The organism is Tundrisphaera lichenicola, assembly GCF_051175385.1.
In the GTDB taxonomy this organism is placed as follows: domain Bacteria; phylum Planctomycetota; class Planctomycetia; order Isosphaerales; family Isosphaeraceae; genus Tundrisphaera; species Tundrisphaera lichenicola.
The window spans coordinates 3287854-3312337 of sequence record NZ_CP195106.1 but is presented as its reverse complement, the minus strand read 5'-3'; the positions used below and the strand labels follow the sequence as shown (position 1 = coordinate 3312337).

The window sequence follows — 24484 nt, the reverse complement described above, 5'->3', positions numbered from 1 at the left end:
ACTCCTGACCCGGGCGGCGCGGCACAGGCCCTCGTGCCTTCGGGAAACATCGGTTCCCGCATGAAGATTGTGATGATCATTGTACCGGCCCGGGTCATCGGGATCAACGTCGGCCGGGCGGATGGCCGTCGGCCCCCGGTCAGCGGGCCCGGAGTCGGTCGAGCGTCTTCTGGGCCCGCTCCTGCCAGGTGGGGGGCGGGCCGGGGCCGTTCCGGGCGATCCTCAGGGCTTCCTCGTAAGCGGCGATCGCCTCATCGTCCCGCCTGGCCTGCGCGTAGAACGAGGCGAGGTAGTGGAGCGTATCGGCGAGCATCGGGGATTCCGGCCCGAACACCTCGCGGCGGAGCTTCACCCCTTCTTGGAGGAGGGCGATGGGGGCCTCGCCGTGATCGCCCAGATTCCAGTCCAAAAGCCCGACGACCTGGCAGGCCTGGGAGAGGGATCCTTTCACGTGGATCGACTGTTGGCACCCGCGGAGGATCTCCAACGCCTCGCGGGCGACTTTCTGGGCTTCGGAGGCCCGGCCCTGATCGCGAAGGGCCCGGGCGACGTTGAGGATCATGGAGGCGATCATGGGGTCGGGAGCGTGGACCCGCCGGAGATGGGCCAGGCTCTCGCGGTAATACTTCTCGGCCTCGGCGGGCTTGCCGGCCCGCAGGAGCTTGTCCGCGTAGATCGTGATGAAGTAGGTGGTCACGAAATGATCCTCGCCGAAGGCCCGGGTGGCCTCCTCGATGCATCGGGCGAAGGCCGGCAGGGATCGCTCGGGGCCGACGATCCTCTGGAGTCCCTCGGCCTTGACGTACGCGGTGAGGTTCGTCGCCGCCCGCGTCTCGCCTCGCTGGAGGGCGATCTTCGCCGCCTCCAGGAACAGAGGCGCGGCCCGGAGATGCTCATCCCTCATGGCCTCGAGGTAGGCCATGAAGACGAGCTGGACGGCGACCTGGTGGCTGGATGGTCCCAGTCGTCGTCGTCGGGTCGCCAGGGATTCCCCGAGCAGGCGGTCGATCTCCTGGGAGGTCCCGAGTTTTCCGGCAATTAGCGCGATCGCGAGGTGGAACTGGGTGGCGGCGACGCTTGGGTCGTCCGAGCTGAGCTTGGCGGACCGAATCTCCAACGCTCGGCGCAGGAGGCCCACGCTATCCGGGTCGAACCGGGCTTCCTTGGCCCAGCCGAGCGAATGCAAGCTCGCGGCGACATCGAGGTGGTCCGGCGGCAGCTCTCGACGGCGGATCTCGAGGGCCTCGGTCAGGATCGGCTCGGCCCGATCGGTCGCGCCCAGCCCGACGTAGACGTTGCCGATCGAGTCGAGCATCGCCGCGCGGACCAGCGGTCGGTCGCGGAGCTGGTCCTCCAGGGCCTTGGCACCCCGGTCGACCACGTTGAGGGCGGTCAGGCCCTCGCTCGACCGCCCGGCGGCGCCGAAGGTCCGGCCGGCCGCCGCGACCGGGTCGGCCTCCTGGAACAGGCCGACGAGGAAGTTGGCGACGCTGTTGGCCTTCTCCGCCTCGTCCAGCGCCGCCTGCTTGGCGGCCTTCTCCCGGTCGTTGGCCAGTCGGGCGGCATCGAGGGCCCGGGTCATCCGCCCGGTGGCCCGGGTCTGGGCGACGAGGGCCTCGGTCCGGGCCTCCAGGGCCTTGCGGGTCTCGCCCCGGGCGACGGCGATGAGGAAGGCGGCCGAGGTCGCCGCGATCGCGATCCCCAGGAGGGTCGCGGCCGCGGAGAGGGTCGCCGCCCGGTGCTGCCGGGCCCAGCGGGCCAGCCGATCGGCCCGGCGCTCGGGGAGCGCCGAGATCGGCTCGTCGGCCAGCCAGTGCTCGAGGTCGGCGGCCAGTTCCAGCGGGGTCGCGTAGCGGTCCCCGGGGCGGGTCGCCATCGCTTTCCGGGTGATCGCGTCGAGGGCCCGGGGCACCGTCGGCTCGACCTCGCGCGGGGGAGGGAAGTCCCCCTGCTGGACCCGATGGAGGACGTCCAGGACGTCGCTCGACCCGAACGTCGGGCGACCGGTCAGGATGTGATAGAGGGTCGCGCCCAGGCTGTAGACGTCGCTGGCCGGGCCGAGCTGGTCGAGGAGGCCGGCGGCCTGCTCGGGGGACATGTAGGCCGGCGTGCCCACCACCGAGCCCGCGATGGTCCGCGAGACGTCGCTCCCCGAGGGCGCCTGCAGCAGGGGCTCGTCGAGGTCGAGCGACCCGCCGGGGCCCGAACCGGGGACGATCGGGCGGGCCAGGCCCCAGTCGACCACGAGCGTCTCGCCGTACTTGCCCACCATGATGTTGGAGGGCTTCAGGTCCCGATGGAGGATCCCTCGGCTGTGGGCATAGGCGACCGCGTTGCAGACGTCCAGGAATCGACGGAGCAGCTTCTGAAGCTCGAGCATCCGCGCCCCGGGTCGGGACCCCTCGGACCCCGCCGCGTGATAGGCCGCGATCGACTCGGTCAGGCTGTCGCCCTGGATCAGCCTCATCGCGTAGTAGGGGCGGCCGTCGTGGTATCGGCCCAGGCCGTAGACGGGGACGATCCCGGGGTGTTCGAGCCCGCCGGTCACCTCGGCCTCGAAAAAGAATCGGGCCTGGCTGGAGGAGTCGTCGGCGTTCCGCTCCTGGATCTGCTTCAGGGCGACGTGCCGATGCAACTCCTTGTCGTGGGCGACGAACACCTCGCCGAGGTTCCCCCGGGCGTGGAGCCGGACCCGGTGGTATCGGGGGGAAGTGGGGAGATCGCCAGGGTCGTAATTGAGGATCGCGGTCGAGTCGAGGGAGATCGGAGACCGCGTCGCGAAGGTCCGATCCGAGTCCTCGACCACCTCGAGTTCGCCGAGCGTCCTCAAGACTTCCAGGGACGAGGTGCCCAGATCCAGGGCCGCGATGCTCCGGGCGGGATCGCCCCCGTGCCTCGCGAGGTGGCGGTCGAGGATCGGCCGGAGGGCGTCGCGGTCCGCCGGGTCGAGCTCTCCGCGCTCCACGAGGATCTCCGCGATGGATCGTCCCTTCTCGAACGTCCAGGCCTTCATCGCGTCGAGCAAGGCGTCCGACGAGATGAATTCCATCTGGAGCGCCAGGACGCCCAGCAAGAGGTTTTGGTCGGCCGGATGGGGCATCGCGGGCGCATCTCCAGCATCATGCATCGTCGGATCGTCGATCGCCCGCGATCTTCTCACAAATCGCGGACGGCGGACAATAAGATCGAGGGCCGGAGCTGCGGAGGGTGTAACCAGCAATTCTTGGGTTTCACGCCGCCCACTTCCAGAATAGGTCCCATTGGTCGGTGTGGCGGCAGCAGATCAGGGCGGCCATGGCTCGGGCGTTCTTGTGCCGCCAGCGGGCCCCGCGAGCTTTCAGCCTCAGACCCAGGGTCTTCGCCGCACCCTCCACCACCCCGCTCCCGATCGCATCGCCGGCCGCCAGACGGCCCGCGTAATCCAACCGCGTCAGGTGAGCCAGGAAGTAGTTCAGCAGTCGCTCCAGAGCCCCCCGCCTCTGCGGCGTGTCCTCGCGTTCCAGTTCCTCGCCGATCAGGCGACAGACCCCGCCCCAGCCCTCCTTCAGGAGCAACTCGCGGCCGTGCTCGTGGAACGTGGTCGCCTCGGCTGTCCCTTCGCCAAAGAGCCGCTTGCCGGCGAGGGCGATGTGCTGGCTGGCGTGGTAGATATCCAGGGTCTGCCGGCATCCGGTCAGGGCCCGGCCGGCCGCCTTCCAGATCCATGACGCCCCGTCCCCCAGCACGTGCAGGCGGGCCATCGCCGGCAGACCCAGCCGCTTCAGCCGGGCGTGCCAGGACCGGCGGAATCGCCGGGACGCCGAGATGTCGGCCCACATCACTCGGGCGGTAGCCTTGGGCAAGACGCGCGACTCCCACTGCTGGGGGGTCGCCGGTTTGGCCGTCGGTCGCTTCTGGGCCACGGCGATCTTCAGGTCGCGCCAGCCCTTCTCACGGGTGTTGACCTTGCCGGCGTCGACGGCGAACTCCCAGCCACCTTCGGCCTCTCCGAAGCCCTCGGCCGAGGCGGTCTCGGTGCCCTGCCAACGCGCGATCCGGCCGGCCTGACGTTCGCAATAGACCCGCAGGGTCTCGGCCGCCGGCGAGACGCCGAGCAGCTCGAGCAGGTTCTCGCGGGTCCGCACGAATGACAGGTCGGCGGCACTACGGCAGGCCTTGCGTTGCAATCGAGGGCTGAGGCCGCCGTCGAGCCCGAGGACGGTATCGGCGTGATAGCCTCCCGGCACGCAAGGGCATCGCGAGCCCCACCAGTGCCGCCTCAAGGTGATCGCCCCCAGGCAGGTGAAGACCTCGCGCGTGGCGGTCCCGCGATTCTCGCGAACCTGTCCACACGAGCAGATTCTCAGGAGAGCCCTTTTTTCTCGGCGTGCTCGAGCCGAGCCCGGACGGCGCGTTGGAGGAGCCGACGCTGGTGCTCGCGACCCTGTTCGATGACGGCCTCCTCGCAGACGTCGAGGACCGAGCCATCGGGGGTGGTGGCGGCGAGATCCTTCATCTCGCCGACGAAGCCGGCGTAGCCGCGAATCAGATCCTCGTCCTCGGCCTCGATCTCCAGGGTGATCACCTTCCGTGTCATGGCGGAACTCCGGGTGTCGGGTTCAAGAAGTCCACCCAATTTGCCAGGACGGACGATTCACCACCAGAGAACTTGGTTACACCCGCTGCGGATCCTGGCGGTCTCGAAGACCTAGCGACCGGCCGACCCGGGCGGATTCCTCGAAGGCCAGAGAAGGATTTCCGGAAGGCGCGCGACGACCCCGGCCGGGCAGTCATGGCCGCCCGGCCGGGGTCGCGAGATGGGGCTTCGAGGATCGAGGGGCGAGGGCCCTCCGGGCAAACTTAACGCTTCTTCTTCTTGGTGCGTACGGGTGCCACCTTCGAGCCGGTCTCTTCGTCTTCCACGCTCTGATCCTGGCTCTGGATCTCGGCCACTTGCTCGGGGGTGAGCTTCAGGGGCTCGATTTTCGAGGTCGCCTGAGAATCACCGCCGCAGCCTGGGAGCAGGGTCGCTCCGATCAGGATTGCCAGGGCAATCGGTTGACGCACGGTTGCACCTCTCGTGTCGGTCGTGAAGGAAAGTCGCTGGGTCCTGGTCAGTAGGAGTCGGCGCTGAGGACCTCGCCGTCGTCGATCACGCTGAGGCGACGGAAGGCGCTGGGGTCGACGCTGAACTTGATGAACCGAACCGAGCCGTCGCCGAGCACGGCGTTGATCCCGCCGGGGTGCGAGCCGCCGAACATCCGCCGCCAGGCCGTGTTGGTGTCCGTCATGTTCGGGGGCGTCTGGCAGATTGCACCCTTGAAGGCCGGGGCGGCGGAGTCGGGGACCGGGACGAAGTGGAAGCGGACGCAGTCCTCGTCCCAGCCAGCGTTCTGCCAGCGCTCGTTGTCGCCACCGTCGGCTCCGAGGCGGCTCAGGGGCAGCGACTTCTCGGCGGCCAGGATCGAGTTCGAGGTCCCATCGGTGAAGTCGGCCAGGGTCCGCTTGCCGCGGGTCCCCTGGAGGATCGCACCTTTACGCTTGGCGGTGTTCCCCTGGTTGATCGCCGCCCGCTCGTTGGCCCGAGGCGAGGCGCCGTTCGGGGCCTCCGGGATGTGGAGTGTGGGGTTGTCATTGGCGCCGCCGGTGCACTCGTAGGCCTGGCCTTGGAAGAAGCCCGCGCAACCGGCGTAATCATTCTTGCCCGTCAGGCCCGACCCGTAACGCTCGGGAGCCCGGCGGCTCGGGCAGTAGAAGCTGGGGATCGCCACCGCGGCCACGCTGTCCTGCCCGCCGTAGTCGGCCGGGCGAGAGCCGGCAAGCGGGGGCACCGAGAAGTTCGCGAGGTTGTAGACCGTCTGCTGCTCCATGTAGGGCAGGATCTTGAAGAACTGGTTGTAGCCGTTCGGATGCAAGGCATTGCAGCAGGTCGAGGTCTCGTAGCCGCCGGCCATCCAGTCTTCGTCGTAGATGCTCTGCGATGGGACCGGGTTGCCCGAGGAATCGACCGCGTTCGGATCGCCGTCGTACGGGCCCTGCGGGAAGTGCGTGTTGGCACTCTCGAAGTTCATGAAGCCCAGGCCGATCTGCTTCAGGTTGTTGGTGCACTGGGCGCGTCGGGCGGCCTCGCGGGCGGCCTGAACGGCCGGCAAGAGCAGGGCGATGAGCACGGCGATGATCGCGATCACCACCAGCAGCTCGATGAGCGTGAAACCCGCTCGTCGCGATGAACCATCGGTTCGCTTCGGCAGCATTGTCGGCTTCTCTCGCAATGGGAAGGATGGAGGGAATCCAAGGAGCGAGGGGCTAATCTAAGCGAGGGGTGTTAACGCTGATCGTGGATACGGCGTAGTTTTCGAGAATCTTGCCGACGATTATGGGCTGGCTGACCCTGAGATATGAATGTTTGATGAATGGCTTGTTGATCGCGAGTATGGCGGCGACAATTGCCGGCTGTGGGGCGACCCGGCCGAGGTCGCCCCCGGCACCCCCATCCATCCCGGAGCCATCGCCGATGCGTCTCGTCCCGATCGCCGCGACCGCCATCCTGGCCGCCATCGCCTCGGCCTGCCCGGCCGAAGACGTGGATCATCCCGCCTATCTGAGCTGGGCCGGTCATCCCATCGGTACCAGCGTCACCCTCAGGACCAGGACCGCGTCGAAGGGCCGCTTGCTCACGACGACCATCACGACCACGTTGAAGGAACTCAAGCCGGACGTGGCGATCCTCGAGTCTCGCAAGGTCAGCGACGCGACCGGTACGACGGTCGAGAATGCGCCGGAAATCGTCCGGATCAATCGGAAATTCCCGCTCTTGCCGGGTGTCAAGAAGGAGGATATCGGCAAGCCCCGAGGGGCCAGCAATCAGGGGGAAGAGACGATCAAGGTCGGCGAGAAGGAGTTCAAATCGGTCTGGTTCGACAGCAAGTCGAAGGGGGACGGCAACCTGGACTTGCTGACCCGGACCTGGATGTCGGACGAGTTGCCGGGACGATTGGTCAAGTCGGTGACCGAGATCCCGACGGCCGAAACGACCGTGACCACCGAATTGATCGAGTTCAAGGCCCCTTGATCGAGGGATGGTCAATAAAAAATGACCCCCGGAAGGGCGGCGGTTGCCGACTTCCGGGGGTCAAGCATTTGATCGAGCGAGTTACGCTTGCCGTGAAGGTCTTGGATCTCAGGACGCCGGGGCGGGCCTGGGGCTGGAAGCGGGGCGGGCTCGACCGGCCTTGACGGCCTGCTCGACCTGGGCCGTATTGTCGGCCATGAGCTTCTTGAAATCATCCTGGAGCTTGGCGAGTTGATCGCGGAGGTCCGAGTTGAGCGTCTGCGACTTGGCGATCTCGTCGAGCTTCTTCCGGACGTCTTCCTCGACCTGCGCGAATTCGGCGTCTCGGTTCTTCTTGTTGATTTCGGCCCGCTCGACGGCGGCCGTGTAGTCGGCAACCTCCGCCTTGAGCCGGGTCAGGCTCTCGACGGTGGCCGACTGCCGGCGCTCGGCGGTGGCGATCCGGACCAGGACCTCGGCGAGGTCACGCTCGGTGGCGTCCTGCTCGCGACGGGCCTGCTCGGTCAGCCGGATGATATCGGAGGCTGCCTTCTCGGCGTCGGCCTGGAGTGTCTGGAGTTGTTTTTCCTGCTTGTCGATCTTCTGTTCCCAATTCACATTGAGAGTCGTGACCCCCGAGAGGACCACCACCCAGATGATCATCACCAGCAGGATCAGGACGGTCAGGACTTTCCCGGCGGTCGACATCGGACCTCTCCTCGCCTGCCTTGGGCAACGGACGAGCGGACTGGATTGGGGCAACCTCGCGGTGCCACTCTTCACCACTATATCCTATCTTCTCGGGCGAAGGCCAGCCGCCAGCGTCCCGGCCGACCTCGACGCTTGCGCGATCGTCATCAACCGACCATTCCCCCCAGGATCAAGCCGATCCCCGGGCGGTGCGCGAGGGAACTCGGCCATCGCAATTCGCCCCGAACCCGGATCGAAATGCCAGGATGAGTGATTTTGTCGATGAAATGGATTTCGCTTGCAGGCGGACCCGGGACCGAGCATACCGGAATTATGGACTTCGCCTGTCACGCCCGGCTGATTCGTCCGTCTAGAAAATGGCGTGCTTGCATGGTTGAGGAGATTGAGGACGATGGAGTGTCTCGGACCCCGGTGCGCGGCGATGTTGCTCGATTGGTTGAAGGCCCAGCGTGATTCTCCCGATGAGGCCGCGGCCTCGTCGGCCTCATCGGCCTCGGGACGCCAGGGCCTGCTCTGGTCGAGCGTCGCTTATCGCGACGATGCCGCCACGATCGGCTCCGACGCGGAGCTGGCCGGGGCGATCGAGCACCTGGAATATGCCGTCTTCCGCCGCTACCAGAACACGCTGACCAAGGCCGAACGGCTCCGGCTGGACAACACGATCCAGAACGCGTTGTTCAAGATCGACCGGTACGTGGGGCGACTCGACGAGGCCGATCGGGCGAGGGTCGAGGACGACTGCCGATCGATCCGCGAGCGGGTCCGCGACGGCAAGGAGCATGCGGATAAGATCCGGCAGCAAGGGCGTCGGGCGGAGCTGAAGCTCTCGCAACTGGCCTCGCTGACGCCCGAAGGGTTCGAGGAGTTCGTGGGCGAGATCTTCGAGGCGCTCGGGTTCGAGGTCGAGCATGTGGGAGGGTCGGGGGACGAGGGGGTCGACCTGAAGGTACGCCGGGGCGGCCTCAACGGGATCGTCCAGTGCAAGTACTTCAGCCGGGGCGTGGTGGGCTCGCCCGAGCTCCAGAAATTCCTCGGGACGATCCATCATACCCGGAGCCACAAGGGCTACTTCGTCACCACGCGGACCTTCACGCTGGCCGCCGACAAGTTCGCCGTCGATCATCCGATCGAGCTGATCGACGGCCCTCGACTGGTCGAGCTGGTGCAGGAAGCGATGGGGCCGGGTGCCCGTAAGGAACCCGAGCCCGCCTGGTTCTGAGGCGGCCCGCGTCGCCATCCTCGCGGGTATTTCGACAAATTTACAGAACTGGCCGGCATTGGGTTCCCTCTATCCTAGAATCCAGATGGGGATGGCCCGCAAGTTGCAGATTTCGAGACCAGCGAAGGGGCCTCGGCGATGTCCGGCAAATCAACATGGGAACGGGAATGGGGCGGGTTAGAAGTTGCTTGACTGGGAGTCGACGCGCGGGTTAGCCTCGGCCTGGTGATCGCGGGGTGATACCGCGATCCGACGCGTCACGACCAGCCAAGGAGGGTTTGGAATGGCCACTTGCAAGAATGATGCGGCGTTGAGCGACCTGGATTTACCCGCGGAGTTCGAGGATCTCGAAGGACTCCTCCGGGCCGACCTCCGGGCCGTGGTCGCCATGCTGTCCCAAAGGGCCAACGAGCGCCTGCTCCTGACCCGTCGCGAGCAACTCCAGCTCCGCGCGAACCTCTGGAACAACCTGACGGCGGCCGTCAATCAGGCCGTCGAACCGCTCTCGGCCGATCGTCGCTAAGAAGATCCGGTCGTCTCCTTCGACCGGGCGAGAATCCCCCCATGTCCCAGATCGTCCTCGGAGTGACCGGCTCGGTGGCAGCCCTGCGGACCCCCGCGCTCTTCGAGGGGCTCCGCTCGCCGGGGCACCGCGTCCGAGTGGTCGCGACCGAACCCTCGACCCATTTCTTCGACCCGGCCGAACTGGCCCTCGACCCGTTCGACCCGCTCGGCGGCCCCGTCTTCCGCGACTCCGACGAGTGGCCCGACCACCGATGGCAACGCGACGACCCGGTCTTGCATATCGAGTTTCGCCGATGGGCTGACCTGCTCGTGGTGGCCCCGCTCGACGCCAATACCCTGGCCAAGTTCGCCCTCGGGCTCTCCGACAACTTCCTGACCTGCCTGTTCCGCGCCTGGGACTTCGCCAAGCCGGTCATCCTGGCCCCGGCCATGAACACCCGGATGTGGGACAGCCCGATCACCAGGAGGCACCTCCGCCAGATCCTCGAAGATCGGGGCGAAGGCGGGCATGGTGATTCGTGGACCCTGGACGAGGCCGACGAGGTCTTCGCCCGCCACGCACCCGGGATCGTCCTGGTCTCCCCCCAGGCCAAGCGTCTCGCCTGCGGCGATATCGGGCAAGGAGCGATGGCGGAAGTGGCAGCCATCGCCGAGGTCGTCCGGCAGGTTCTGGAATAGGCCGGGATAATCACCCGAGCTTGTTCTTGGAAAACAGCGTCATGAGCAACGATTTCTTGGTATGACGCAGGCGAATCTCCTCGGTTCGCGTCCGAGCTTCCTCGGGACGTCCGGACCGTTCGGCGAGTTCGCGAAGGTCGACGAGGATCTCGACCGCCCGATCGTAATTCGCGGAAATCCTCGTGGCGATCAGCGTCTCGACCTCTCGCCAGGCCAGAGTCGCGCAGCCTCGCGGGTTTTCTGCAAATCCCTCAGTCATTGCTCTCCGATGCTTCAACGGTATTGATCAAGATATGACATTCCCGCGTCCATCAACAACTCCTTGGCGATTCGGAACAATTGCTCGTCTCGGGACCAGCGAAGCGGATTGCGACCCCAGCTGAGATTCAAAATGAATCTCTCCTCTTCCAAGAAATAGAATCCAGCCAATTTGACCGTTCCCCGATCGCGACACATCCGAATGGCGAAGCTTCTTTCGCAGCCTTCGCCAAACTCTGGTTGGATCTGCGTCTCCAAGGTGATGCCAGCCCGAGCCATCAGAGCCGGTATCCTTTCTATAAAATCGTCCGGGCAGGTATAGCTAACCCCTGACTAGACCATGACAATCTCCTGCGCGTGTCACCTTGTGCATGACCCGTGACAGTTCTCGCTTTGCGTAAGGCTGTATTCTACGGCGAAGGGGCGTTGTTCGTCTCGGGTGAGCAAGCGATAGTTTTTGCTACTGTGCTTGTGTTTTGTTTTATTCTGGCGGTTGTGGGGTGAGCTCGGGGCCATTCGTCGTCTATTGATGCTCGCCGTTTGCCGGTTCTCCACCGGAATTCTTGAAGGCGTCCTATTCCACTCTGCGAAATGGGACCGTCGGCCCGCTCGATCAAAGGAGATTGATATAGGGCCAGCTTCGTTGCGATCCGTGTCATAATCGGCGATTTCCCCTTGACATTCGATCCCGGTGCGGGATTACTATTACGAATCCCGATAGAGTCCCGCGTGCAGTATGAGGACTTGCCGAGAGGCATTGCGTCCATGCAGCTCGAATCGCTCAAAATCTTCTGCGACGTGGTGCGCTGGGCGAGCTTCTCGCGCGGGGCGCGGGAGAATGGGATTTCGCAATCCTCCGCGAGCCAGGTGGTCCATCAACTCGAGGTCCGCCTGGGCGTGAAGCTGATCGATCGGTCGAAGCGGCCACTGGTCCCGACGGCCCAGGGCAAGGTTTATTACGAAGGGTGCAAGGATCTGGTCGGTCGCTACTTGGAGGTCGAGAATCGGGTCAAGGCCCTGGAGAACGACCGGCATCTGGCCGGGACCGTCCGGGTGGCGTCTATTTATTCGGTCGGCCTGCACCACATGAGCCGGTACGTCGAGCGGTTTCGCGCGGCCTATCCCGAGGCGGACGTCCGGATCGAATACCTGCACCCGACCCGCGTGATCGAGAGCGTCATCGGCGGCGAGGCCGAGCTGGGGCTCGTCTCGTTCCCCCGGAAGTGGCCCGAACTCTCGGCGATCCCCTGGCGCGAGGAGGAGATGGTCCTGGCCGTCCACCCTTCGCACCGTTACGCGGGGCTGGACGTCGTGGACGCCAAGCAGCTCGATGGCGAGACCTTCGTGGGGTTCGAGGGGGGATTGCCCATCCGTCGGGCGGTCGATCGGTTCCTCAGGAAGCACGGGGTCCACGTCCGCGTGGCCCTGGAATTTGACAACATCGAGACAATCAAGCGGGCGGTCGAGGTCCCCAGCGGCGTGGCGATCCTGCCCGCCCCGACGGTCGCGGGGGAGGAGAAGGCGGGCACGCTCCGCGCGATCCGGTTCCGCGAACCTCGACCTACTCGCCCCCTGTCGATCATCCACCGGAGGTCGGACCAGCTCGGCCTGGCCACCTCTCGGTTCCTCGCCCTCTTGACGGCCGACGCCGAACCGTCGGCCCCCGTCACGGCGTCGAAATCGACGGCCGATGGGCCGGCCTTCGCGGCGGACGCCCCGAAACGGGGCGCCGGCGAGGGCCTCTAACCTTAATCCCCAGGGTCGCGTCCCACAGTCGAGGCGGCCCGAACGGGCCTCCGGACGTCCCGAGGGCCCGCCGCAAACGAAGCCCACGGCAATGGTCGTGGAAAGTGAGCTACCAATGAGTTCAGGATCAGGACTTCCGTCGCCTCAGGGCCTTTACGACCCCCGTCACGAGCACGACGCTTGCGGCCTCGGCTTCGTCGTCGACGTGAAGGGTCGGAAATCGCACAAGCTGGTCCGCGACGGTCTGAAAGCCCTCGAAAACCTGGACCACCGGGGGGCCTGCGGATGGGAGGATAACACGGGCGACGGCGCCGGGATGCTGATCCAGATCCCCGACCGGTTCCTCCGCGAGGTCTTCCTGTCCGAGCGTTGCCAGGCCCTCGGGGTAGCCGAGCCCGGCCCGGGAGAGTACGGCGTCGGGGCGTTCTTCACCTCGCCCGACCCCGAGCAGCAAGCTTTCGGCATGGCGCTCTTCGAAAAGATCGTCGAGGAGGAAGGCCAGGTTTTCCTCGGCTGGCGGCGGCTGGTCACCGACAATTCCTCGCTGGGCCTGGGGGCGCGGTCGGTCGAGCCGGCCATCTTCCACGGCTTCGTGGGCCGAGGGCCCGGGGTCGTCGACGAGGATCGGTTCGAACGCAAGCTCTTCGTGATCCGCAAGCGATTCGAGAAGGAGATCGAGACCTCCGGGCTCGACGACCACAAGTTCTTCTACTTCTGCTCGCTCTCGTGCCGGACCGTGATCTACAAGGGGATGCTCACCCCGACGCAGGTGGGCGCGTACTTCGCGGCCGACCTCGGCGACGAGCGGCTCGAGAGCGCCCTCTGCCTGTTCCACTCGCGGTTCAGCACCAACACCTTCCCGAGCTGGGAGCTGGCCCACCCCTACCGGATGATCTCCCACAACGGCGAGATCAACACCCTCCGGGGTAACATCAACTGGATGAGGGCCCGCGAGGCGCTCTTCGCCTCCTCGCTCTACGAGCCGGGCGACGTCGAGAAGCTTCTGCCGATCATCCGAGAGGGTCTGAGCGACACCGCCTGCCTGGACAACGCGGTCGAGCTCTTGGTCCGCTCGGGGTACTCGCTGCCCCACGCCATGATGATGCTCGTGCCCGAGGCCTGGGAAAACCACGAGACGATGTCGCAGGTCAAGCGCGACTTCTATCGGTATCACACCTGCCTGATGGAAGCGTGGGACGGCCCCGCGTCGATCGGCTTCACCGACGGCAAGGTGATCGGCGCGGTCCTCGACCGGAACGGCCTCCGCCCGAGCCGATACTGGGTGACCAAGGATGACCTCGTCATCATGGGCTCGGAAGCTGGCGTGCTCGACGTCCCGCCCGGGGACGTCGTCCTGAAGGGGCGGCTCGAGCCCGGCAAGATGTTCCTGGTCGACCTCCAGGAGGGCCGGATCATCGACGACGAGGAGCTGAAGCACTCGATTGCCTCGGCCCAGCCCTACGGGAAGTGGCTCCAGGAGTACATGGTCCCGCTGGCCGAGATCCCCGAGGCCCCGCACGTCCCGGGCCCCGACCATGAGACCCTCCTGCATCGCCAGCAGGCCTTCGGCTACACGCTCGAAGACCTCAAGTACATCCTCATGCCGATGGGTAACGCCGGAGAGGAGGCGATCGGCTCGATGGGGACCGATACCCCGCTGGCCGTGCTCTCGGACCGGGCCCAGCCGCTCTTCAACTACTTCCAGCAGCTCTTCGCCCAGGTGACCAACCCGCCGCTCGACTCGATCCGCGAGGAGCTGGTGACCTCGGTCCTGACCGGGGCCGGCGGCGAGGGCAACATGCTGGAGCCGAAGCCCGAGAGCTGTCGGCAGATCGCGCTGGAGATCCCGATCCTCGACAACGACGAGATGGCCCGTCTGGAGCAGCTCAACGGCTGGCGGGGGTTCAAGTCGGCCACGCTCCGGATGACCTTCCCCGCCGCCGAAGGGGCCGCGGGGATGGAGCGGTCGCTGGACCGGATGTTCGAGGAGGCCGTCGCCGCGATCAAGGGCGGCGCGAATCTCCTGATCCTCTCCGACCGCGGGGTCGACGCCGATTACGCCCCGATCCCCTCGCTCCTGGCCTGCGCCGGGCTCCACCACCACCTGGTCCGGATGGGGATGCGGACCCGAGCCGGCCTGATCATCGAGTGCGGCGACGCCCGGGAGGTCCACCACTTCGCCCTCCTGCTGGGCTATGGGGCCGGGACGATCAACCCGTATGTGGCGTTCGAGACCCTCGACGACATGATCTCGCAGGGGATGATCCGGCCCGAGGTCGACCACGCCGAGGCCGTCAAGCGGTATCGGAAGGCGATCAAGAAGGGCGTGGTCAAGGTGATGTCCAAGATGGGCATCAGCACGATCCAGAGTTACCGAGGCGCCCAGATCTTCGAGGCGATCGGCCTGAATTCCGAGTTCATCGACCGCTACTTCGAGAAGACCGCCTCGCGAATCGGCGGGGTCGGGCTGGAGGAGATCGCCCGCGAGACCCTCTACCACCACCGGAAGGCCTACGCCGACCGCGAGGTCGGGCCGGCGATGCTCGACTGGGGCGGCCAGTACCAGTGGCGTCGCGAGGGGGAATTCCACCTCTTCAACCCCGAGACCGTCTTCCGGCTCCAGCACGCCACCCGATCCGGCAAGGCCGAGATCTTCCGGCAGTATTCGAAGATGGTCGACGAGCAGAATGAGCGGCTCTGCACGCTCCGAGGCCTCTTCGAGTTCAAGACCAAGGGGCGACAGCCGATCCCGATCGAGGAGGTCGAGCCGGTCGAGTCGATCTTCACCCGGTTCGCGACCGGCGCCATGTCTTACGGCTCGATCAGCGGCGAGGCCCACGAGACCCTGGCCATCGCCATGAACCGGATCGGCGGCCGGAGCAACACCGGCGAGGGGGGCGAGGACCCCGCCCGGAACATCAAGGATCCCAACGGCGACGATCGCCGGAGCAAGGTCAAGCAGGTGGCCTCGGGCCGATTCGGCGTGACCAGCGAGTACCTCGTCAGCGCCGATGAGATCCAGATCAAGGTGGCGCAGGGGGCCAAGCCCGGCGAAGGGGGCCAGCTCCCCGGCCAGAAGGTCTGGCCCTGGATCGCCAAGGTCCGCTTCTCGACCCCGGGGGTCTCGCTGATCAGCCCGCCCCCGCACCACGACATCTACTCGATCGAGGACCTCGCCCAGCTGATCCACGACCTCAAGAACGCCAACCCTCGGGCCCGGATCAGCGTCAAGCTGGTGGCCGAGGTCGGCGTCGGAACGGTCGCGGCGGGCGTCGCGAAGGCCCACTCCGACGTGATCATGATCTCCGGCCACGACGGCGGGACCGGGGCCAGCCCCCTGACCTCGCTCAAGCACGCCGGGATCCCCTGGGAGCTTGGCCTGGCCGAGACCCAGCAGACGCTCGTCCTGAACCGGCTCCGCGACCGGGTGATCGTCCAGACCGATGGCCAGTTGAAGACCGGCCGCGATGTCGTGATCGCCGCGCTCTTGGGGGCCGAGGAGTACGGATTCGCGACCGCGCCGCTGGTGGTGATGGGCTGCATCATGATGCGGGTCTGCCACCTCGACACCTGCCCGGTCGGGATCGCCACCCAGAACCCCAAGCTCCGCGAGAAGTTCGAGGGGAAGGTCGAGCACGTCGTCAACTTCTTCCGGTTCGTCGCCGAGGAGGTCCGCGAGCTGATGGCCCAGCTGGGATTCCGGACGATCGACGAGATGATCGGCCGGAGCGACCTGCTCGACATGAAGCGGGCCATCGACCACTACAAGGCCCGGGGGCTCGACTTCAGCAAGATCTTCTACCGGCCCGAGACGCCCGCCGGCTCGTCGGTCCGGAAGTCGATCGAGCAGGATCATGGGCTGGCCAAGGCGCTCGATCAGGAATTGCTCCCCCTGGCCGCCCCCGCCCTGGAACGCGGCGAAGCGGTCGAGATCGAGATGCCGATCCGGAACGTCAACCGGACTGTCGGGACCATCCTCGGCTCCGAGCTGACCCGCCGATACGGGGCCGCCGGACTGCCCGACGACACGATCAAGCTCCGCTTCCACGGCTCGGCCGGGCAGAGCTTCGGGGCCTTCGTCCCCCGGGGGATGACCCTGATGCTCGAAGGGGACGCCAACGACTACGTCGGCAAGGGCCTCTCCGGCGGCAAGATCGTCGTCTTCCCGTCACGCCTGGCGAAGTTCGTCGCCGAGGACAACGTGGTGATCGGCAACGTCGCCCTCTATGGGGCGACCAGCGGTCGGGCCTTCTTCCGAGGGCGGGCCGGAGAGCGGTTCTGCGTCCGGAATAGCGGGGCCCTGGCCGTCGTCGAGGGGACCGGCGACCACGGTTGCGAGTACATGACCGGGGGCGTCGCCGTGGTCATCGGGCCGACCGGCCGGAACTTCGCCGCCGGGATGAGCGGGGGCTCGGCCTTCATCTTCGACGAGTTCGACGAGTTCCCCGCGCGTTGCAATCTGGGGATGGTCGCCCTGGAGAAGCTGGAGGAGCCCGAGGACATCGAGACCGTCCGCGATCTCCTGATCCAGCACGCCGGCTACACCAAGAGCACCGTCGCCGCCCGGTTGCTCGGCGACTGGGACTGGGCAGTCCCCAAATTCGTCAAGGTCATGCCGGTCGACTATCGGCGAGTCCTGGATCAGCAACGCCAGGCGGCCCGGGAGCGAGAAGCGATGCAGCAGTTGGAGGTGAGCGGTGGGTAAGCCGACCGGATTCCTGGAGACCCCGCGCGAGACGCATCCCTACCGCCCGGTCTCCGAGCGCGTCGGCGACTACCGCGTCGTCTACGAGCCGCTGCCGATCCTCAAGGTTCGCGAGCAGGGCGCCCGCTGCATGGACTGCGGCGTCCCGTTCTGCCACCAGGGGTGCCCGCTGGGCAACCTCATCCCCGACTGGAGCGACCTGGTCTACCGGGACCAGTGGAAAGCGGCGATCGAGCGGCTGGAGGCGACCAACAACTTCCCCGAGTTCACCGGCAAGCTCTGCCCGGCCCCCTGCGAGGCGGCCTGCGTCCTCGGGCTGATCGACCAGCCCGTGGCGATCAAGCAGATCGAGGAGAGCATCGTCGACAGGGCCTGGGAGGAAGGCTGGATCGTCCCCCAGTTGCCCAGGATCAAGACCGGCAAGAAGGTCGCCGTGGTCGGCTCCGGCCCCGCCGGGCTGGCCACCGCCCAGCAACTGGCCCGAGCCGGGCATGACGTGACCGTCTTCGAGCGCGATGACCGGATCGGGGGGCTCCTCCGCTATGGCATCCCCGACTTCAAGATGGAGAAGCACCACATCGACCGCCGGCTCGACCAGATGAGGGCCGAAGGGGTCGACTTCAAGCCCGGCGTGAACGTGGGGCACGACATCACGCCCGACCGGCTCCTGGCCGAGTACGACGCCATCTGCCTCTGCGCCGGGGCGACTCGCCCTCGCGACCTCGAGATCCCCGGACGTCAACTCGACGGCATCCACTTCGCGATGGACTACCTGACCCCGCAGAACAAGCGGGTGGCCGGCGACGTCATCCCCGACGACCAGTTCATCACGGCTAAAGGTAAGGATGTAATCATCATCGGCGGCGGCGATACCGGGGCCGACTGCCTGGGGACGGTCCATCGCCAGGGGGCGAAGAGCGTCGCCCAGTTCCAGATCCACCCGCATCCCCCCGAGGACCGGCTGCCGGACAACCCCTGGCCGCAGTGGTCCAACGTCTTCCGGGCCAGCGCCGCGCACGAAGAGGGGGGCGTCCGAGAGTACTCGATCCACACCCGCCGGTTCCTCGGCGATCACGGCAAGGTCAAGGCCCTGGAGACGGTCCACGTCGAGATCCACCCCGGAGAGCACGGCCGAAGGGGGAAGATCGTCGAAGTCCCCGGGACCGAGAAGGTTTATCCCGCCGATCTCGTCCTCCTGGCGATCGGCTACACCGGCCCCGATAAGGGCCTCCTGATCGACGGCCTGGGGATCGAGCTCGACGACCGGGGCAACGTCAAGGCCGACCTCGACCGTCGGACCAACCAGTCCAAGGTCTTCGTCGCGGGCGACATGTCCCGAGGCCAGAGCCTGATCGTCTGGGCCATCGCCGAAGGTCGTCATGCCGCTCACGCCATCGATAAATACCTGATGGGCCACACCGAGCTGCCCAGGCCGCTCGATCATGGGAATGATCGGCGACCGTTTGTGTAATTTCTACTTGATTGAGCCGAATTGACGTCGAACTTCGTTGAGCGAAGTCAATCTGTCTCAATCATTGATGTCCTAGCTTTCGAACTTTCCAAAGAAAATACAAGTCATCTGATTTAATGCCGTTTCTAGCGTCTTGCATAGCCATTAATTTCTGTAGGTAATCGATCGCTAGTTTCCCATAGCCTAAAGACTTCGCTGCTTCCATTAAGTCGCTCGGTATCATGCCACTGTAAATCCCAAACGAAATCGCTCCGATTATTCCTACAGTGCTTCTGAATGTGTTGGTAAGCAGGTCCGATTGGGCTTGTTTGAGTTTTTGGTCGAGGGATACTAGCCTGGGTTCTAACACGTCCGAGAACAGTTGCTTTGCCTTACTCTTGTTGAATCCTGTGTCGGATTTCCGGTATTCGTCGATTGTTTTGTATAGTGCTGCGCGATACTGAATGAAGGCGTCGGGCTCGCGGGCACGAATTTTGATGATACTCTCGATATGTGAGTTTTCAAGCATAGGTAAAATTGAGGTCAGATGTTGCTGTGCAATCGCATTTCTGCTAATCGTGCTCGGTTCGTTGTGTATTTTGTTAAGGATATTAACGTGTAAGTCGTTGCTGGTAACAAATGATGAATCGAACAGTTGCGCGAGCGTCATTTCGAACGTAATATTTTTGATAGCTGATGCGGCCATCTTGTTGTGTAGTCCAATTTTGTTCCGTATGTTCTTAGACAGAATCAGTTTCTCTCCCTGCTCGAGCCTTTTTTTGAGCCTTGGCATTGAAGCAAGAGGTTCCGGGATAGAATCTCGAGTGTATGCGATGAATCCATGCTCTAGGTAGGGTTCCGGGCAATTGACAAGATAGGCGAAGAATTCGTCTGCTAAATACTCGGCTGAAATGGAAGAATACTCATAATATTTGTTTGCGAGCGAAACCTCTTCTTGGTCGAGTTTGTAGGCCATCTCGCGACTAATCAAGTCGTTAGACCAGCAGTTGGGACAGGCGTGTTCTGGAGGACTCGCAAATTGAATTAGGCCAGCCCGCAGGAGTGGTTCTAATTTAAGAATTATCTCGATATCGTCGAATAAAGACTCTTTGATTTCGTTTTCTGAAAAACGTTCTAATCGGTGAGAGTAATCGGTAATAAAATTGTTGATGTACAAGGAATCGCTAAGCATGACTGCAAAGCGAGCAAGTTCATCGATTCTTTGCATGCGGCAGCTGAGATTAGAGCAGCCGTCTCTGCTGCCACCCAATGTGAGCGATGCAGCATGAGTTTGCGTGCCCGGAATTGGCGCAAAGCTCAGAGGCCTCGTATCTTCTATTAGGTTTTCCATCAAATTCACATATTTTGTCTCAGTCAATTTGTTTATGGCGGATTTGGATATGCCTTTGCGAGTGAGTATCCCGCGACGCTTGAGTGTTTCTATCATTGATGGCATGGAAGTGAGTATACGCCAAAGGATCAAATCTTTCAAAGTCTCTTAATCCGCCGCCACCTGGTGATGGCGGCGGACTCTTACTTCTCTCTATTCTCGTCCTCGATGTTACTTGATGAAGAGCATTTCCTGGTAGGTGGGGAGTGGCCAGAGGTCGTCGGCCACGAGTGTCTCCAGCTTGTCGCCGGCGGCCCGGACCCGGGCCATGGCCGGGATCACCGCGTCCCGGGCGTGCTTGGCGTGGGCCATCGAGTCCCCGGCGTGGTCCTCGGCCGACTTCTCCAGCTCGGCCAGCCCGGCCTGCAGCTCGCCGATGGTCTTCGAGAGATCCCCCAGCAGCTTGGTCTGCCCCTCGGGCACGGCCACCCCGGCGGCCTTCAGCGCCCCGATCGAGCTGGCCACCTCCCCCTGGTATCGGATGGCCGCCGGCAGGATCTGGCGGTAGGCGATCTGCCAGGTCAAGCCGCTCTCGATGGCGATGGTCTTCTTGTAGTTCTCCAGGTAGATCTCGTACCGCGAGTGGAGCTCTCGTTCGGAGAGGACGCCGTACTTGCCGAAGAGGGCCACGGCCTTGGGGGAGATGACGTCGGGGATGCTGTCGATGGTGTTCTTGCGGTTGGGCAGGCCGCGGGCCTCGGCCTCCTTGTGCCAGGCCTCGGAGTAGCCGTCGCCGTTGAAGATGACCTTCTTGGCCTCGGCGATCATGCCGGGGAGGATGGCCTGGATCTCGGCGTTGAGGTCCTTGCCGGCCTGGATGGCGGCCTCGAGCTTGGTGGCGACCTCGTCCAGGGCCTCGGCGACGATGGTGTTGAGGACCACGTTGGGTCCGGCGATGGACTGGCTGGACCCGACGGCGCGGAACTCGAACTTGTTGCCGGTGAAGGCGAAGGGGCTGGTGCGGTTGCGGTCGCCGGCGTCTCGGGGGAGGGTGGGCAGGGTGGAGACGCCGATCTGCATGGTGCCGCCGGCCTTGGTGGACTTGGCGCCCCCCTTCTCGATCTGCTCGACGATGTCCTGGAGCATGTCTCCGAGGAAGACGCTGACGATGGCCGGCGGGGCCTCGTTGGCTCCCAGGCGGTGGTCGTTGCCGGCGTGGGCGACGGAGAGCCTGAGGAGGTCGCCGTGGCGGGAGACGGCCACCAGGACGGCGGCGAGGAAGACGAGGAACTGGGCGTTCTCGTGGGGGCTGTCGCCGGGGCGGAGCAGGTTGTTGCCCAGGTCGTCGGAGAGGCTCCAGTTGACGTGCTTGCCCGAGCCGTTGACGCCGGCGAAGGGCTTCTCGTGCAGGAGGAGCTGGAGGCCGTAGCGGTCGGCGACGCGTTTCATGGTCTCCATGATCAGCATATTGTGATCGGTGGCGACGTTGGCGTTCTCGAAGAGGGGGGCCAGCTCATACTGGCTGGGTGCGACCTCGTTGTGGCGGGTCTTGACGGGGACGCCGAGCTTGTAGAGTTCCAGCTCGGTCTCGAGCATGCAGGCCAGGACGCGTTCGGGGATGGCGCCGAAGTAGTGGTCCTCCATCTCCTGGCCCTTGGGGGGCTTGGCCCCGAAGAGGGTGCGTCCGGCGTTGATGAGGTCGGGCCTGGAGAAGTAGAAGTGTTTATCGATGAGGAAGTATTCCTGCTCGGGTCCGCAGGTGGCGTAGACGTGGGCGGCCTCGCTCTTGAAGAGCTTGAGGATGCGGAGGGCCTGCCTGGAGACCGCGTCCATGGACCGGAGCAGGGGGGTCTTCTTGTCGAGGGCCTCGCCGGTCCAGGAGCAGAATGCGGTGGGGATGCAGAGGGTGGTTCCGTTGGGGTTCTCGAGGATGAATGCGGGGCTGGTGGGGTCCCAGGCGGTGTAGCCGCGTGCCTCGAAGGTGGCTCGGATGCCGCCTGAGGGGAAGCTGGAGGCGTCGGGCTCGCCTCGGACGAGTTCCTTGCCGGAGAATTCGGCGATGGCGGTCCCGGCGTCGGTGGGTGCGAGGAAGGAGTCGTGCTTCTCGGCGGTGAGCCCGGTCATGGGCTGGAACCAGTGGGTGTAGTGGGTGGCCCCGCGTTCCATGGCCCACTCTTTCATGGCGGCGGCGGCGACGTCGGCGATGCTGGGGTCGAGTGCGACGCCCTTCTTGATGGTGGATCGGAGGGCCTTGTAGACGGCCTCGGGGAGGCGGCTGCGCATGACCTCGTCGGAGAAGACGTTGATGCCGAAGAGCTGTCGGACGGGTGTCTCGGCGAGGATGCGTGCGGTGTCCGGCGGCCTGGCGACGACGGCGGCGATGGCGGCCTGGCGGGCGGTGGTCTGACCCATGACGTGTTCGGCTCCGGTGAGAGTTGTGGGACGCATGTCGTCGCGTCGACGCGGATCGGGATCGACCGAGCGGGGACCCTGGCCTTCGACGGTCGGGCGATGGTGGAGAGGGGAAGGGCGGCAGGTTCGACGAGTCGCACCAGGGCGTCTTGCGGCGATCTCGAGGAGACCGATCGGGCCGGGATCGTGGAGCTTCGTCCTTCGATCGATCCGGTCCCCGGGCGGGCTTGCCGACCCATTCTGGCTCGGGGTCGCATTATATCGGTCCCGACGACCGACCGCTAGGGCCCGACGGGCAAGCCGGGCTCGAAGGGATCGGGCCAACGAGATCGCCCGGCCGTCCTCGAAGGAGGAGGGCCGGGCGTCCCGGGAGAGTTGGGAGAGGAATGGCGGGTCGCTCGTTCAGAAGAGCAGGATGACGTCGAAGCCGAGGGTGAACTGGCTGCTCCGCGTGTTGTCGTTGTAGACCTTCGCCCCGTCGGTGAAGTCGTAACGAGCCTCGGGGCGGATCCAGAGGTAGGGCTTGGGCTTGTAGATGGCACCCAGGGTGAATTCGGAGTAGTTGGCCGCGGTCCCGGTCCGGACGCCGTTGTTGTCGCGGAAGATTTCCGACCGCCAGACGCCGGTCAGTTTCTCGTTGAACTGGTAGAGGAACCAGTTGCCGAAGCTATACCACTGGGCGTTTTGCCGGTTGAATCCACCGGTGTTGCCCAGGGCGAAGGGCACGTTGGTCTCCCAGCCCTGGTCGGTCTCGAGCACCTGGGTCAGCTTGTCACTCCACTTATGGGTCAGCACCGTGGTGAAGAGGTAGCGGCCATTGCTGTGGTATCCGGGGTTGGCCTTGCCGGCGAACTGAGGGGGCGGGGGGATCGAGCCGGTCGGGTAGATCGGGTTCTGGCTGGCCGGCAGGAAGGTCGGGAACTGGTTGGGGCCGGAGATGAAGATCGTGGAGAGCGAGGTCTTGCCGCTCTCGCTGGTGGCGCTGAACCCGCCGATGTATCCCCAGGTGTACCGCTGGTCGAACTGGCGGTCCCAGCCGTTGATGGCACCGTTATAGATGTTGATGTTCTTGGTGAGGTGCAGGGTGGAGACCATGCCGGAGTGGGTGAACGGCTGGCCGTAGTTGAACATATAGGGGACCGAGAGCAGCGGCCTGCCGGTCGCGGGGACCACCTCGTAGCCGGCCAGGGTGTAGAATCGGCCGCCCTTGATGTCGAGGCCACCCTCGGTGAACCAGGGGAGGTGGACTTCGGCATAGTACTGGGCGGGGTCGTATTGCGAGAACCGATTGGCGGTGAAGGCCCGGTCGAAGATCCCCTTGGCGTGGTTGAACTGGGCGTCGTTGCCGAAGAGACTATCAATTCGGAAGCCGAAGTTGATCTCGTCGTTCTGTTCCAGCGGCTTTTCGAAGATCAGATAATACTGGTTGCCCATCCACTGATTGGCCCGATTGTTCGGGTTGACGCCGAAATTGAATCCATTGGCGGGGCGGCCGTTGGTGTTGCCGGTGAAGCTGTTCTGGAGCCAACCGTAGACCTGGATCTTGGACTCGGGATCCATGTGCAGCAACTTCATGAGGAGCTTGGTCTCGTCGGTCTCCTCCTCCTCGGCGGGCGTCTCGGCGGCGAGGGCAGTGTCGGTCGGCTCGCCGCCCAGGCCTTCTCGCTCGGAAGCGGGCAGGCTGAGGTCGGTGTTGGTCGACTCCATCGCGGCCTCGCCGCCGGGGTTCGTCGGCGGGACCGGCGGGATGGGTGCATCGTCGGCCGGGGCCTGGGTCCGAATGACGGCCTGGCCGTCATACGGGGCATAGGCTCGGGGGGCCGCTCCCGAACGATCCATCTGGGCTTCGGCGAGCCCGCAAAGACCAAGGACCAACGCGGCAATGAGCGCGAAGGTCGATTTATTATGATTGACGTTCATCCTGAACGACTCCTCAAGTCTTCCTGATTTGATAAGGGGGGAAGGCTGTCCTGCCACTCCTCGATCATCGCCCGGACGTCCGATATGAACGCATCCTCCCGGGCAATCCCAACTTTCCGTACCCACTTATCGTCAGGGATGCGCTCGTCCTCAAGGGATTTGTGTCAAATTGGGATTGTGCTGGGACTTCTGGATCTGATCGCAGTGGGGGTTGGGCGGGTTGCGTGGACTGTTTCGAGGCTGGTGATTGTCCCGTCGGGCATCGGGTCGAACGCGAATCCTTGTCCAACGAATTGCGGGAAATTGCCTGTTGGTCTCGACTTACTGGGATGTGGGGTCTTGCATTCCGGGAAATTCACGTCATATTATTGCGAAATCCAGACTGTGAAACAGGCGGGACGAGCGTCCGCCCCCGGTGATCCTCCGACGATCGACGCCTCGCCGGTCGTCGCGCAGGATTTGGGCTTCTGGATGATCGAGCCTCGAAGGCTTCTCAACCT

17 protein-coding genes are annotated in these 24484 nt (G+C 64.7%); 7 read left to right on the top strand and 10 right to left on the bottom strand.

What is annotated here, in order from left to right; translation table 11 throughout:
• Positions 1-139: 139 nt before the first annotated feature.
• The 5 genes from P12x_RS13170 to P12x_RS13150 all read right to left on the bottom strand — a co-directional run bounded on the left by P12x_RS13170 (position 140) and on the right by P12x_RS13150 (position 6233).
• On the bottom strand, positions 140-3100 hold the full coding sequence (locus P12x_RS13170; RefSeq protein ID WP_435011327.1) for a tetratricopeptide repeat protein: 2961 nt from the start codon (positions 3098-3100) through the stop codon (positions 140-142).
• A gap of 130 nt (positions 3101-3230) precedes the next feature.
• Positions 3231-4226, bottom strand: a complete 996-nt coding sequence (locus P12x_RS13165) for a hypothetical protein (protein WP_435011326.1) — start codon at positions 4224-4226, stop codon at positions 3231-3233.
• Between the two features lie 116 nt (positions 4227-4342).
• On the bottom strand, positions 4343-4576 hold the full coding sequence (locus P12x_RS13160) for a hypothetical protein (RefSeq protein ID WP_435011325.1): 234 nt from the start codon (positions 4574-4576) through the stop codon (positions 4343-4345).
• Positions 4577-4839: 263 nt separating this feature from the next.
• Positions 4840-5046, bottom strand: coding sequence for a hypothetical protein (locus P12x_RS13155; RefSeq protein ID WP_435011324.1), 207 nt, complete (start codon positions 5044-5046; stop codon positions 4840-4842).
• Between the two features lie 47 nt (positions 5047-5093).
• Positions 5094-6233, bottom strand: a complete 1140-nt coding sequence (locus tag P12x_RS13150) for a DUF1559 domain-containing protein (RefSeq protein ID WP_435011323.1) — start codon at positions 6231-6233, stop codon at positions 5094-5096.
• Between the two features lie 260 nt (positions 6234-6493).
• On the opposite strand from P12x_RS13150, the gene P12x_RS13145 reads away from it, so the two are divergent.
• Positions 6494-7051: a hypothetical protein gene (locus P12x_RS13145; protein WP_435011322.1), complete on the top strand. Its 558-nt coding sequence runs from the start codon at positions 6494-6496 to the stop codon at positions 7049-7051.
• A 108-nt stretch (positions 7052-7159) separates the two neighbouring features.
• On the opposite strand, the gene P12x_RS13140 is transcribed toward P12x_RS13145, so the two are convergent.
• Positions 7160-7738, bottom strand: a complete 579-nt coding sequence (locus P12x_RS13140) for a hypothetical protein (RefSeq protein WP_435011321.1) — start codon at positions 7736-7738, stop codon at positions 7160-7162.
• 394 nt (positions 7739-8132) lie between these two features.
• On the opposite strand from P12x_RS13140, the gene P12x_RS13135 reads away from it, so the two are divergent.
• The 3 genes from P12x_RS13135 to P12x_RS13125 all read left to right on the top strand — a co-directional run bounded on the left by P12x_RS13135 (position 8133) and on the right by P12x_RS13125 (position 10163).
• Entirely contained in the window at positions 8133-8960 is an 828-nt protein-coding gene (locus P12x_RS13135; RefSeq protein ID WP_435011320.1) for a restriction endonuclease, read from the top strand.
• A gap of 283 nt (positions 8961-9243) precedes the next feature.
• A complete protein-coding gene (locus P12x_RS13130; protein WP_435011319.1) occupies positions 9244-9483 on the top strand; it encodes a hypothetical protein in 240 nt (79 codons plus the stop codon).
• Positions 9484-9524: 41 nt separating this feature from the next.
• On the top strand, positions 9525-10163 hold the full coding sequence (locus tag P12x_RS13125; RefSeq protein ID WP_435011318.1) for a flavoprotein: 639 nt from the start codon (positions 9525-9527) through the stop codon (positions 10161-10163).
• A gap of 10 nt (positions 10164-10173) precedes the next feature.
• On the opposite strand, the gene P12x_RS13120 is transcribed toward P12x_RS13125, so the two are convergent.
• Positions 10174-10422: a hypothetical protein gene (locus P12x_RS13120; RefSeq protein WP_435011317.1), complete on the bottom strand. Its 249-nt coding sequence runs from the start codon at positions 10420-10422 to the stop codon at positions 10174-10176.
• 764 nt (positions 10423-11186) lie between these two features.
• On the opposite strand from P12x_RS13120, the gene P12x_RS13115 reads away from it, so the two are divergent.
• From P12x_RS13115 to P12x_RS13105, 3 genes are all read left to right on the top strand, one after another.
• Entirely contained in the window at positions 11187-12167 is a 981-nt protein-coding gene (locus tag P12x_RS13115; RefSeq protein ID WP_435011316.1) for a LysR family transcriptional regulator, read from the top strand.
• A gap of 115 nt (positions 12168-12282) precedes the next feature.
• Positions 12283-16872 (top strand): glutamate synthase large subunit, encoded by a 4590-nt coding sequence (gene gltB, locus P12x_RS13110; RefSeq protein ID WP_435011315.1) that lies wholly within the window; start codon positions 12283-12285, stop codon positions 16870-16872.
• The gene (locus P12x_RS13105; RefSeq protein ID WP_435011314.1) at positions 16865-18343 is read left to right on the top strand and encodes a glutamate synthase subunit beta; all 1479 of its coding nucleotides are present in this window, start codon (positions 16865-16867) and stop codon (positions 18341-18343) included. The genes gltB and P12x_RS13105 overlap by 8 nt, the downstream gene beginning before the upstream one ends.
• Before the next feature lie 61 nt (positions 18344-18404).
• Here P12x_RS13105 and P12x_RS13100 read toward each other — a convergent pair whose 3' ends face one another.
• The 3 genes from P12x_RS13100 to P12x_RS13090 all read right to left on the bottom strand — a co-directional run bounded on the left by P12x_RS13100 (position 18405) and on the right by P12x_RS13090 (position 23984).
• Positions 18405-19814 (bottom strand): hypothetical protein, encoded by a 1410-nt coding sequence (locus P12x_RS13100; protein WP_435011313.1) that lies wholly within the window; start codon positions 19812-19814, stop codon positions 18405-18407.
• Positions 19815-19883: 69 nt separating this feature from the next.
• Positions 19884-22064 (bottom strand): glutamine synthetase III, encoded by a 2181-nt coding sequence (locus tag P12x_RS13095; protein WP_435011312.1) that lies wholly within the window; start codon positions 22062-22064, stop codon positions 19884-19886.
• Positions 22065-22466: 402 nt separating this feature from the next.
• The gene (locus tag P12x_RS13090; protein ID WP_435011311.1) at positions 22467-23984 is read right to left on the bottom strand and encodes an outer membrane beta-barrel protein; all 1518 of its coding nucleotides are present in this window, start codon (positions 23982-23984) and stop codon (positions 22467-22469) included.
• Between the last annotated feature and the right edge of the window lie 500 nt (positions 23985-24484).